This is a genomic window from Acinetobacter sp. HR7 (assembly GCF_000773685.1).
Lineage (GTDB): Bacteria > Pseudomonadota > Gammaproteobacteria > Pseudomonadales > Moraxellaceae > Acinetobacter > Acinetobacter thermotolerans.
Genome location: NZ_JPQO01000167.1, coordinates 77,132 through 90,169, shown reverse-complemented (window position 1 = coordinate 90,169; position 13,038 = coordinate 77,132). Strand labels below are relative to the sequence as shown.

11 protein-coding genes are annotated in these 13,038 nt (G+C 39.7%); 8 read left to right on the top strand and 3 right to left on the bottom strand.

Features of this window, described 5'->3' with window-relative positions:
- The first annotated feature begins 142 nt into the window (after nucleotides 1–142).
- The 4 genes from GW12_RS08760 to GW12_RS08745 all read left to right on the top strand — a co-directional run bounded on the left by GW12_RS08760 (nucleotide 143) and on the right by GW12_RS08745 (nucleotide 3,776).
- Nucleotides 143–880, top strand: a complete 738-nt coding sequence (locus GW12_RS08760; RefSeq protein ID WP_034586381.1) for a sulfite exporter TauE/SafE family protein — start codon at nucleotides 143–145, stop codon at nucleotides 878–880.
- Between the two features lie 90 nt (nucleotides 881–970).
- Nucleotides 971–1,732: a 3-oxoacyl-ACP reductase gene (locus tag GW12_RS08755; RefSeq protein WP_034586379.1), complete on the top strand. Its 762-nt coding sequence runs from the start codon at nucleotides 971–973 to the stop codon at nucleotides 1,730–1,732.
- A gap of 147 nt (nucleotides 1,733–1,879) precedes the next feature.
- Complete coding sequence (locus GW12_RS08750; RefSeq protein WP_034586376.1) at nucleotides 1,880–2,203, top strand: hypothetical protein; 324 nt, start codon at nucleotides 1,880–1,882, stop codon at nucleotides 2,201–2,203.
- A 322-nt stretch (nucleotides 2,204–2,525) separates the two neighbouring features.
- On the top strand, nucleotides 2,526–3,776 hold the full coding sequence (locus GW12_RS08745) for a hypothetical protein (protein ID WP_034586373.1): 1,251 nt from the start codon (nucleotides 2,526–2,528) through the stop codon (nucleotides 3,774–3,776).
- Nucleotides 3,777–3,816: 40 nt separating this feature from the next.
- Here the strand turns inward: GW12_RS08745 and GW12_RS08740 are convergent, their stop codons facing one another.
- Complete coding sequence (locus GW12_RS08740) at nucleotides 3,817–4,974, bottom strand: LuxR C-terminal-related transcriptional regulator (RefSeq protein ID WP_034586370.1); 1,158 nt, start codon at nucleotides 4,972–4,974, stop codon at nucleotides 3,817–3,819.
- A gap of 264 nt (nucleotides 4,975–5,238) precedes the next feature.
- Here GW12_RS08740 and GW12_RS08735 point away from each other — a divergent pair, with 264 nt between their 5' ends.
- On the top strand, nucleotides 5,239–5,727 hold the full coding sequence (locus tag GW12_RS08735; RefSeq protein WP_034586367.1) for a copper resistance protein NlpE: 489 nt from the start codon (nucleotides 5,239–5,241) through the stop codon (nucleotides 5,725–5,727).
- A 78-nt stretch (nucleotides 5,728–5,805) separates the two neighbouring features.
- On the opposite strand, the gene groL is transcribed toward GW12_RS08735, so the two are convergent.
- Both groL and groES read right to left on the bottom strand, forming a co-directional pair.
- Nucleotides 5,806–7,440: a chaperonin GroEL gene (gene groL, locus GW12_RS08730; RefSeq protein WP_034586365.1), complete on the bottom strand. Its 1,635-nt coding sequence runs from the start codon at nucleotides 7,438–7,440 to the stop codon at nucleotides 5,806–5,808.
- 72 nt (nucleotides 7,441–7,512) lie between these two features.
- Complete coding sequence (gene groES, locus GW12_RS08725) at nucleotides 7,513–7,803, bottom strand: co-chaperone GroES (RefSeq protein ID WP_034586362.1); 291 nt, start codon at nucleotides 7,801–7,803, stop codon at nucleotides 7,513–7,515.
- A gap of 1,140 nt (nucleotides 7,804–8,943) precedes the next feature.
- Here groES and GW12_RS08720 point away from each other — a divergent pair.
- The 3 genes from GW12_RS08720 (at nucleotide 8,944) to GW12_RS08710 (ending at nucleotide 13,037) form a co-directional block, all read left to right on the top strand.
- A complete protein-coding gene (locus GW12_RS08720) occupies nucleotides 8,944–10,773 on the top strand; it encodes a phosphoenolpyruvate carboxykinase (GTP) (protein WP_034586359.1) in 1,830 nt (609 codons plus the stop codon).
- Nucleotides 10,774–11,125: 352 nt separating this feature from the next.
- Entirely contained in the window at nucleotides 11,126–12,478 is a 1,353-nt protein-coding gene (locus GW12_RS08715) for an MFS transporter (RefSeq protein ID WP_375730989.1), read from the top strand.
- 136 nt (nucleotides 12,479–12,614) lie between these two features.
- A complete protein-coding gene (locus tag GW12_RS08710; RefSeq protein WP_034586454.1) occupies nucleotides 12,615–13,037 on the top strand; it encodes a hypothetical protein in 423 nt (140 codons plus the stop codon).
- The last annotated feature ends 1 nt before the right edge of the window (nucleotide 13,038 follow it).

The window sequence follows — 13,038 nt, the reverse complement described above, 5'->3', positions numbered from 1 at the left end:
CATATTAAAAGCAGCTAAATACTTTTTAGTCTAAATCTTTTATCAAACCCTGAACTTAGGTTTACATAAATACAGCTAAGGATAAACTTGGATTTTCAGACCAGCTTCTGAATACTATGACTTTTCTAAAATACTGATCTATATGAGCTGGCTATTATTTATTCTCGGTGCAATGGTAGCAGGCTTCGTACAAGGTCTGACCGGTTTTGCCTTTGCTCTTGTTGCAATGTCATTCTGGGTTTGGGGGCTCAGTCCACAGCTCGCCGCACCCTTGGTAGTTTTTGCTTCCGTCTGGAGTCATATCATTTCAATTCCCAATGAACCAAAATTGACTCAGCTAAATAAAGTACTCTATCTGCCCTATTTAATTGCTGGGCTGATCGGTGTGCCACTCGGCACCTGGTTATTGAATATTGTCGAAGCTGAAACTTTCCGTATCTTCCTCGGAATATTTCTGGTCATCTGGTGCCCACTGATGCTATTGAATCCTAAAATCAAATCGATTCAGCATTCCGGCAAGACAGCCGACGCTTCGATTGGTCTGATTGGTGGAGTTCTAGGGGGACTGGGTGGATTCTGCGGTTCTGTGCCTTCAGCATGGTTAATGCTGAAACAGCTTCCCAAAGAGCAGCAACGTTATATCTTGCGCCACTTCAATTTTGCTATTCAAGTCTTTACTCTGGCTGTTTATCTCTTACACGGGACTTTAAATCAGAGTCATTTACTCTATCTGGCCATACTCATTCTAGCAGTCAGCATTCCTGCCATTCTGGGTGCACGGCTATTTCATCGTATCTCAGAACAATGCTTTAAACAGATTGTGCTGGGACTGCTGTTTAGTTCAGGCTGTTTTCTACTCATCAAAGCGCTGATGATATAAACAAAGAAAAACTGCCAAAGTTTTGCATTGCTTTGCATCTAATGGGATTGCTGCTAAGGTAATCCAAATCATTTTATTCAAAATTGAACTATGCAGATTCGTGATCAAATTGTACTTGTAACAGGCGGTGCTCGTGGCCTTGGTCTAGCTATTACACAACAACTGATTCAGGAAGGTGCCCGCGTCGTGGTGAACTACTTCAGTAGTCAAACCCAGGCAGAGGCCTTACAAAACCAATATCCAGAACAGGTTTTTGCCTATCAAGCTGATGTCACCAAAGCTGATCAGGTCAAAGCTATGTTTGCTGCTGCAAAAGCCCATTTTGGTGAGGCCATTCATTCTGTTGTAAATAATGCCCTGATCCAGTTTGAATTTAATGGGGATGCGCGACCTAAAGTGGAAGACCTGACTTGGGAAGCGATGTCCCAACAATTTAGTGGTGCTGTACAAGCCTGTCTGAATACCACTCAAGCGGCACTGGATGATATGAAACAGGCTCACTTTGGCCGTATCGTAAATATAGGGACTAACCTCGTGCAAAACCCGGTCGTGCCTTATCACGACTACACCACCGCAAAAGCAGCTCTTTTGGCGTTTACCCGTACTACCGCACAAGATCTTGGACAATACGGCATTAATGTCAATATGCTCTCTGGAGGCTTGTTACAAATGACCGACGCCAGTAAAGCAACACCCGATTTTGTTTTTGACCTAATTGCGCAGTCAACTCCGCTCCGCCGTGTGATTACCCCAGAGGAATTTGCTTCAGCCATCCTGATGTTTTTGTCTCCTTATTCACGTGCTGTGACTGGACAAAACCTGATTGTCGATGGTGGTCTGGTAAAAGGCTAGTACTTAAATCTTGTGCAGTGGTGATCAATCAATAAATCATGCTGCACAATACCTCATATTTTGATCAATCACAGAGTTAACCAAGGTTCAACCTTTAAAAATCCGCTTAAAATATCAGAACTCCCTTCTCTCTATTTGATACCTAAAATGAAAGTCTTAGCAGTACTAAGTCTTATGATGTTTCTTACAGCCTGTATATCTAATGATGCTCAAAAAGCCAAACAGATGTTAAAACTGTTCCATTGCAATGGAATTGAATCCTCACAAATGCAGCATAATAGTGTGACGCAATATTTTGAACAGTCTTTATATAGCTCAAAAAGCAAAGCGGAATCGTATATAGAAAAATATGAAAATGGCGAAGAACCTACAGAGATGCCTTTATATGATGCGGTGACTCAGCAATATGATCTGTATAAATCAGCCTGTCAGAATTTGGGTGGTATTCCGGCTAAAGAGAGCTCCTCATAATAAAAGAAACCTGAATTAATATTACTATTATTAATTCAGGCACATAATCTAGTTTATTCTTGGGTAAACTATTAAAAATATATTTAAAGAATTATTAATATGTAATTTTCAAAAAACAGCTCTTTTTAAATCAATTACAATTATATTTAATATTTTTCAATTCAAGTTCTAACCTCCCTCTTTTCGTCTAATATTGAAGTACAAATCATTTATTAATAATAACCTTATTCAATATTTAAATGTGTACCCTCCCTAAATAGGGATATCACCTTATTCATATGAATCTTTATATTAACAATACTAATACATGAGGGGAACCTAAATGAAAAAAACGTTACTTGCGATCACTTTATCTACATTCTTTTTAACAGCTTGTGGAGGAGATTCTGATTCCTCTAATAATTCTTCTCCACCATCGACCTTTACCAAAAAAGGACAGCTAATAGATGGTGCAATTGAAGGTGTTGATTATTATATTAACGGGAAAAAAGCCGGTACTACTGATATAGATGGTACTTTCTCTTATAATGAAGGCGATGAAATTACCTTCAAAATCGGTGACATCGAAATTGGAACTGTACAAGGTGCTGAACGTATCACACCATTAGAATTAGCAACAGATGCAGATGCTCAAACTAATCTTATGGTTTTCTTACAGTCACTTGATACCGATGGAAATCATGATAATGGAATTACCCTTCCAAAATTAGAAGACCTTGCTAGCTTATCTACTTTAAATATTGACTTTGAACAGCCTACTACTAATTTTTATCAAAATTTAAGTGCTAATCTTAGCAAAATTGATGAATTTAAAGATCTCCGCGTTGTAACCCCTTTACAAGCAATTGAGAACTTTAACAAAACAATGTTTGAGTTAATGTCAGAAAACACAAAAGCATCATTAAAAGATATTGCTGGTATCTGGTATTTTCAGGGTACTGAAGAAGATGAATCACCAATAGCCCTGATTATTAAAGAAGATGGCAGCTATATTATGGGTGAAGTTGTTCTTAATGAGGAAGAAAAAGAATTCAATGGCCTAGAAGTAGGGAAAATTAATACTTATAATCCTAGTACTGGTTTGTTCACGGCTTCCGCATTCATTGATACCAATAAAGATTGGGGACTCACTGACTCTGGTAAACCTCGTAATATGATACTAAAACTTGAGGCTGGTCAACTTACCATTCAGGAAGAAAAGGATCCTGAAGAATCTGCTACATTTAGCCAATTACCAAATACAGCAAGTGGTATTGTAGGAGCATGGAAAGCGGAAGCAGGCCCTATCTTTATTTTCAATACCGATAATACTTACTTGATGCTAGATCCAGTAGGTGATGATTTAGCTATAAGCGAGTCAGAAAGATGCGGTGATGCTGGTATAGAATACGGCACATATACATTGTCAGGTAATACTCTTCGTATTAATAGCATTATCATTGACACAAATGGTTGTGCAGGTTTATCTGACAATGGAGCTACTGGAGAAGGTCTGCCTATTAGTTTAACACCAAATTCTCTCTCCTTTACTGTAGCAGATGAGGGAACTTTTACTTTAAGCCGAATTAATTAATTATTAGCTGTTTGATCCAATACAACTGTATTGGATCAAACTATTCTATATGCTCAAAATTTAAAGTTAAGCCCATCAACAACCGAAGTAATTCCACTTGGGAAGTACATTTGGTTTTAGAATAAATCGTTTTCAAATATGTTCTTAAAGAGCTCATGGTAATTTTGCATTGCTGACTAATACCCTCTAAATCATAGCCGTTTAAAAACAGCTCACAAATTTCAATTTCCCTTGGTGATAAACCATATACCTCCTTCATGACCTTAGCAGAAAGTGAATATCGGGAATTTAATTGACTGATAAAAATTGCAACCGCTTTATTTATTTTTATAAACTCATAATCGGGTACATAATTTAAAGGTACTATAGTTAACATCAGTGGATGCTCTTCTGCATTTTTAATACAGAGTACCCCGCCTATTTCATGATTGATTGCTGCTTTAGAATTTTTATTTAACACACTTTGAATCAGGCTTTCTAATTGTGGCTGGTACTGTGCTAAGGTTTTTATATGCTGCTTTTGATCAATCCATAATAACCGGGTTTGGTTCAGAATATTTTGAGCATACTGGTTACTAAATCTAAGCTCCATATTTTCATTCAGTAAAATTACACCCACTTTCAATTTATCCAGAATTTGAGTGTTTTTACTATTTTCATTTTTCAATTCAATAATCTGTCGATAAATTTGTAGTGATCGTCTTAGATGCTTTCCAAATCTTTCCAAGATTTTTTTGTCTTGTTCACTATAGCCTTCCAATTGATCTGCACGATGGACTGCGAACATCGCCCATTTATAAGCACCATGCTCCAATAACACCCCATTCAGGTAGCGTATATTGGAAGGTTTTAGACATTTTAAATAAAATTTCTGTGCATCTGTATTCTTCATCAACTCATAGGGTTTGCTATCCAAGGTATAACTGCGCCCCACGCCTAATACTTTCATCGTCTCCCCATGTAATTTCATGTCAATTACATCAAGATGCTCTTTATGGTAGTTCGCCAGGCCTTCAGCAGGAATATTATGAGTCAAAACAAAATTCTGTGCAGGATTTAACTGATCCAGATAGGTATAAATCGCCGTAGTACTCTGAGTAAATTCAACAATTTCTCCCAATACTTTATTCCAAAGCTCTGGATTTAGGGCAGCATCATAAATAAGTTCAATGATTTCATTTTCTTTATCACTTAACATGATCCCCTCCTTACCCACTGATGATGAAGATTGAGCGATTTAGGCAAAAGATTCTCTTCTTGTATGGGGTCTTATTTCTGCCTGTATTCTTCTTTCTAGGTTTTATCACTTTTCATTTTGGTTCTTTTTTAAATATTAAATCTCTAATAGCTTTCTTTGACCACATTGCATAGCAACAATACTACCATTTACAAAGTTCCACTACTGTTTTGATTTCTAAATTTTTATCTTTTAAATTAAGACATAAATTCATGAGTTCAAAAAATGAACAATATTCTCCTTCTCATTACAATCACGACGATTACCTTAGGTTTAACTGCATGCTCTAAAACCCAAGAGCCTTCAGCTGTAGAAAATACTAATCAACAAACAGCTACGCAAAACAATGCACCAAGTATGCCAAAGAATACTGCTGTAGGGGATACTGCAGAAACTTCACTGGACTGGGCGGGTGAATATAAAGGGACTTTCCCTTGTGCAGATTGTGAAGGAATCAACATAGAACTGGAGTTACATCCTGACAAAACTTATGAACTCAAAGAAGAATATATTTCTGATACTAAAAATACCGAAGTAAAAACTAAAGGTAGTTTTAGCTTCGATCCGAATCAGCCTTCTATCATTACCTTGGATGAAAAAGGTAAAAACCGTAAATTCTTTGTTGGAGAAAATTTTGTCGAAGTTCGCGATATCCAGACAGGTGAGAAAATTAATAGCAGTCTGAATTACAAGTTAGTGAAAGAAATGAATTAAAATAAAATTTAACGAAATAACCCAATAAAAAATCCCCGCTTTCGCGGGGATTTTTTGGATCAATGATCGGATGATGAATTACATCATGCCGCCCATGCCGCCCATGCCGCCCATGTCAGGCATAGCAGGTTTGTCTTCTGGGATTTCAGTGATCATACATTCTGTAGTCAGCATCAGACCAGCAACAGAAGCTGCATGCTCAAGTGCAGAACGAGTTACTTTCGCTGGATCTAGGATACCCATTTCCAACATGTCGCCGTATTCGCCAGTTGCAGCGTTATAACCAAAGTTACCTTCACCGTTCTTCACAGCGTTGATTACTACAGATGGCTCATCACCAGCGTTGGCAACGATTTGACGAAGAGGTGCTTCGATCGCACGACGCAGAATGTTGATACCTACGTTTTGGTCATCGTTGGCACCAGTTACACCATCAAGTGCTTTAGCAGCACGTACCAGCGCAACACCCCCACCAGCAACCACACCTTCTTCAACTGCAGCACGAGTTGCGTGAAGTGCATCATCTACGCGGTCTTTCTTCTCTTTCATTTCAACTTCAGTTGCAGCACCGATTTTGATCACTGCTACACCGCCAGCCAGTTTAGCTACACGTTCTTGAAGTTTTTCTTTGTCGTATTCAGAAGTAGACTCTTCGATTTGAGCACGGATCTGTTGAACACGTTCAGAGATTTGTTCTGGGTTACCAGCGCCGTCAACAATTACTGTATTTTCTTTAGATACAGTTACTTTGTGTGCAGTACCAAGATGTTCAAGCGTAGTTTGATCTAACTGCATACCGATTTCTTCAGAAATTACAGTACCGCCAGTCAGGATTGCGATGTCTTGCAGCATTGCTTTACGACGGTCACCGAAGCCAGGTGCTTTAACAGCACATACTTTGATGATACCGCGCATGTTGTTCACAACAAGAGTAGCCAGCGCTTCGCCTTCAACATCTTCAGCAATGATCAGCAGTGGTTTACCAGTTTTCGCAACAGCTTCCAGAACAGTGATCAGTTCACGGATATTGCTGATTTTCTTGTCAACCAACAGGATGTATGGGTTTTCAAGTTCAGCTGTTAAAGTGTCTTGTTTGTTTGCGAAGTATGGAGAGATGTAACCACGGTCAAATTGCATACCTTCTACAACGTCAAGCGCGTCTTCGAAGCCTGAGCCTTCTTCTACAGTGATAACGCCTTCTTTACCTACTTTTTCCATTGCTTGCGCAATCAGTTTACCCACAGTAGTGTCAGAGTTCGCAGAGATCGAACCAACTTGTTCAATCGCTTTAGAATCAGAAGCAGGTTTTGCAGTGGCTTTGATTTCAGCAACCAAAGATTTAACCGCGATGTCGATACCACGTTTCAGATCCATTGGGTTCATACCCGCTGTTACTGATTTGATACCTTCATTCAGGATTGCTTGAGCAAGTACAGTTGCAGTTGTTGTACCGTCACCTGCGATGTCATTGGTTTTAGAAGATACTTCACGAACCAGTTGAGCACCCATGTTCTCGAACTTGTCTTTCAAGGTGATTTCTTTCGCAACAGAAACACCATCTTTAGTGATGTGTGGTGCACCGAAAGAACGATCGATTACAACGTTACGGCCTTTAGGACCAAGGGTTACTTTTACTGCATCTGCAAGAATATTCACACCAGCAATCATTTTGCTGCGAGCTGAATCACCAAATTTTACGTCTTTAGCTGACATGTTTAACTCCAAATATTTTTATATCTTTACAAAATCTGAAATGGAATATGTAAGATCGTTTTTTAGCGAAGATTAGTCTTCCAGAACCGCTAAAATGTCAGATTCTTTCATGATGAGAAGTTCTTCACCGTTTACTTTTACAGTTGTACCCGCATAGGTACCGAACAATACTTTGTCGCCAACTTTTACATCTAACGCGCGTACGCCATTGTCAGTGATTTGACCATTACCAACTGCAATAATTTCCCCTTGCGCTGGTTTTTCTGCAGCAGAACCTGGAAGTAAAATACCGCCAGCTGTTTTAGTTTCTTCTTCAACACGACGAATAACAACGCGGTCATGTAATGGACGAATGTTGCTCATATTTAACTCCATCAGACTAAGTCTTTTTTTGATGACTGATGATGACTCATTATTCCCTGGTCACCATCAAAACTTTTTGATGTCCTTTTTATGGAGATGGAATAAATCGCTTCAAGGGCTAAAACAAAAAAAAATTCATTTTTTTTAATTTTTTTAGTAGGAAAATCTTATTTTTGGTTATTTTTTAATCCACTTAACCTAAGAATTAGATTCGGCTTCAGTATTTTTCACCATTTTCTTTGCTTAACAACACTTTTAGAGACTTTTACAGGAAATGTTTTAGACAAAATAAGGAAACTCATTAAAGTCAAAATTGAGCAAAATAACCTACTTCTAAAGTGTAATTTTTTTTACGCCAGAGATCTAGATTTAAGTTCCCTTCGCTCTTTCATTCTTCTCTTCTTAAGACTTCAACATTATATAATGTTCTGCTAGATAGGCATTCGCATGGAAGAGATGAATATGCGTTATTCACCTTTTGGCAACTGACTAAAGCCTGATCCTTATGCCCTACTTATTTATATAGCTAATTTATAGACGACGATCAGTTGTGTCAGAAAAATTACAAAAGTTAAGATTAACAATTTCATCCAAGAGCCCTAATACAAGCTCTATACTTTAACAACGTGAGTTGAATCGCTTGGGCAAAATAAAAATTCAGCCTTTTTAGCTATACCTAATTCATTTTACACAATAGAAAAAAAATATATAAAATCAATATAGTGCAAAGATTAAACAGAATTGAGAAAATCTTAAGCAACTGTGAATATTTTCTAAACACATTCATGGGGACTATGCAAAATTCGAATTACCATCATTTATTTAATCAATGATGAGCTGCGTTCAGCATAAACTAATAATGTTTTGATTTTTAAAGTTATATCTCTATAAAATATTACACATCATTGAAATAAATACAAAGTTTCAGCACTGTACTCATATCTATCCTATTGTTATTAAATCATTTAATTTAAGAATTGCATTTTGTGACAATTTCAATCTAGCCCTGCTTAAGTCTTATTTTTTTTGTGATTTTGTGCTTTAATACAGCCACTTTTTTTCATATTTCATCTGGGCGGTATTTTCATCACCCAGACTATACTTTGTACATATTTGTACACTTTTGAGATAGGCCTCACCATGACCCAAGTGAACGCACCAGAATTCGTTCGTCACCCTAAGCTTATTGCTTGGGTGGAAGAGATTGCTAAATTAACAAAACCAGCAAAAATTGAATGGTGTGACGGTAGCGCAGAAGAATATCAACGTCTTATCGACTTGATGATCGCTAACGGCACAATGCAAGCGCTTAACCCAGAAAAACACCCGGGTTCTTATCTTGCAAATTCTGACCCTTCTGACGTTGCTCGTGTTGAAGGTCGTACTTTTATCTGTTCAGAAAATAAAGAAGACGCTGGCGCAACTAACAACTGGGAAGCGCCTGCAGAAATGCGTGCTCGCCTTAACGGTTTATTTGATGGTGCAATGAAAGGCCGTACCATGTACGTAGTTCCTTTCTCTATGGGTCCTTTAGGTTCTCATATTGCCCACATCGGTATTGAAATCACTGATTCTCCATACGTTGCAGTTAGTATGTCTAAAATGGCACGCATGGGTAAAGCAGTTTATGACGTTCTTGGTACTGATGGCGAATTCGTTCCATGTGTACATACAGTTGGCGCGCCATTAGAAGAAGGTCAAAAAGACGTTGCATGGCCTTGTAACCCTGAAAAATACATCGTGCATTATCCAGAAACTCGTGAAATCTGGTCTTTCGGTTCAGGTTACGGCGGTAACGCACTGTTAGGTAAAAAATGCCTGGCGTTACGTATTGCATCTTACATGGGTCGTCAACAAGGCTGGTTAGCTGAACACATGCTGATCCTGGGCGTGACTAACCCTAAAGGCGAAAAACACTACATCGCAGCGGCATTCCCATCTGCTTGTGGTAAAACCAACTTCGCAATGCTGATTCCACCAGCTGGTTACGAAGGCTGGAAAATTGAAACTGTAGGTGATGATATTGCCTGGATCAAACCAGGTGAAGATGGTCGCTTATATGCAATCAACCCAGAAGCTGGTTTCTTCGGTGTAGCGCCTGGTACAAATACCAAAACTAACCCGAACTGTATGGCAACCCTGCACAAAGACGTAATCTATACCAACGTTGCTGTGACTGACAACGGTGAAGTATGGTGGGAAGGCCTGACCAAAGAAGCGCCTGCTAACCTGACTAACTGGAAAGGCCAGCCACACACTGGTGAAGAAAAAGCTGCGCATCCGAATGCTCGTTTCACAGTTTCTGCAGCTCAATGTCCTTCTATTGATGCTGACTGGGAAAATCCAGCAGGTGTTCCAATTTCTGCGTTCATCTTTGGTGGTCGTCGTGCCGACACAGTGCCTCTAGTATCAGAAGCATTTGACTGGGTTGACGGTGTCTATAAAGCAGCAACTATGGGTTCTGAAACAACTGCAGCTGCAGTTGGTCAACAAGGTGTTGTACGCCGCGACCCATTCGCGATGCTTCCATTCGCCGGTTATAACATGGCGGACTACTTCACTCACTGGTTAGAAATGGGTGAAAAAGTTGGTGCTAAAGCAGCTGCTGCTGGCAACAAACTTCCTGGTATCTACAACGTGAACTGGTTCCGTCGCGATGCTGAAGGCAACTTCGTATGGCCTGGTTTCGGTCAAAACATGCGTGTTCTTGAGTGGATCATTGACCGTTGTGAAGGCCGTGCAACTGCTGTTGACACTCCAATTGGCCGTGTTCCAACTTACGAACAGTTAAACTGGACTGGTTCTGACTTCACTAAAGAACAATTTGACCTTGTAACTTCTCAAGACAAAGATCAATGGATCAAAGAACTTGAAAGCCACACTGAATTGTTCAAAAAATTGGGCGACCGTATGCCAGCTGCGTTAATCAAACGCCAAGCTGAGCTCCTGGAAGCTGTTAAATCTGCTTAATTGCTGATTTAAATCAAAAGGTCGCGTCAGCGGCCTTTTTTATTGCTTTAAGATTGAGGGCCTCACCATTTTTGATCTGTTTTACCTCTAAATAACGGTATTTTCCAAATACTAAAAAACCCAGAAAAGAACAATATTTAGGCAATCAATCTATTATTAAAATCAAGTAATTACTCTAAACAAATGGTAAATTTTTGTTTTATAAAAATATTTTAAACTTCTCTTATTTATTAAGACTAAAGTCCTATAAAAAGCGAAAAGTTGCAGGCGTATAAGTATATGAAATCTCCCCATTTTCCTTCTCACTAAAACATACCTTTTTAGATTTTATAGTAATGAAAATGTAAAAAAGATGTGTTTTACAGCATTCCTTTGGAGCAATGTTGTGAATCAGCCCCTTTCTGAAGCTGTCGCACCGCAGCTTGACCGTAAAACACGGGTTAAATCCATTCTCGGTGGTTCTGCAGGTAACCTGGTCGAATGGTACGACTGGTATGTCTATGCAGCCTTTACCTTATATTTTGCTTCTCAGTTCTTCCCAGATGGTGATAATACCGTAAAACTCCTGCAAGCTGCTGCTGTCTTTGCACTGGGCTTCCTGATGCGTCCGATTGGCGCATGGATTATGGGGATTTACGCAGACCGTAAAGGCCGTAAAGCCGGTTTAACATTATCCGTATCTCTGATGTGTGTCGGCTCGCTGATTATTGCCTGTGCCCCCACTTATGATTCGGTCGGCATGCTGGCTCCTGCACTGCTGCTATTCGCACGTTTGCTGCAAGGCCTCAGTGTCGGTGGTGAATACGGTTCAAGTGCCACTTACCTGACTGAAATGGCGGGTAAAAATCACCGTGGTTTCTACTCAAGTTTCCAATATGTCACTCTGATTTCAGGTCAGCTGTTAGCGCTTTGTGTACTGATCTTCCTGCAACGTACGTTGACTGAAACACAACTGACTGAATGGGGCTGGCGTATTCCCTTCCTGATCGGTGCTTTCCTGGCGATTGTGGTATTCTGGATTCGTCGTGGTCTGGTTGAAACCCAATCTGCAAAACAGGCGGTGGAACAGGCGAAAAAAGGTGGTCCAAAATCTGGTGCTTTAGCTTTATTCACCAAATACCCTAAACAGGCATTTACCGTGATTATGCTGACTGCCGGTGGTACTTTGGCATTCAATACCTTTACCACTTACCTGCAAAAATACTTGGTCAATACTTCGGGCTTTGAGAAAACCACAGCGACTGAAATCACGACTCTTTCCATCTTTGTATTTATGTTACTGCAACCGGTGATTGGTGCACTTTCTGACCGCATCGGCCGTAAACCCATCATGATTGCATTTGGTGTACTGGGTGTATTGTTTACCATTCCAATCTTCAATGGTTTAGGTTCAACTACCAACCCAACTACTGCATTTATGCTGTGTATGAGTGGTATGGTGATTGTGACTGGTTATACAGCGATTAATGCTGTGGTGAAAGCTGAACTATTCCCTGCACACATTCGTGCCCTAGGTGTAGCACTGCCTTACGCGATTGCCAATACTCTATTTGGTGGTACCGCAGAACTGGTGGCTTTAAGCTTTAAAAATGCCGGTCATGAAAACTATTTCTTCTACTACATTACGTTCATGATTGCGCTATCACTGCTAACTTATGTCTTTATGAAAGACACCAAAAAGCACAGTATGATTACTGATGACTAAGTAACTGTATTGCTTTAGGGGCTTTCCGTGTGGAAACATTCGGAAAGCTTTTTTATTGGAATTTTATGTTTGCTGCCATTCCGCTTTTTCACTGCTATGGCATACTTGTCGGATAAAAATACGGGAAATCATCATGATGAAAAAAACAGTTGTTTTACTGGGTGTAGCAATCGGTTCTTTAAGCTTGACAGCGTGTCAAACCACCCCACAATCGTATAACGGTCAGACTGGCTACGAAGTGATTGAACAGGGTGCAAATAGCGCAACGTTGCGTTATACACTTTCTGGCAAGGCCAGCAGAGATGAAGCACGTTTGCAGTCAGCCTGCAGACAGGTACTCGGTTCATCGAAGAACTGGAATGTCACTGTATTAAGCAGCAATGAAATTAGCAATACTGCTCTGGCAGATCAGCAATATGGTCGCCAGTTAGGTAATACCCGCGCACAAATCAGCTTAAGTAACACGCCTGACCTGTACAATACCGAAAATCCAGGTGTACGCGATGCACTCAATGCACGACCAAGTACACTGCGCGTGATTCAGTTCACCTGTTCTTAAT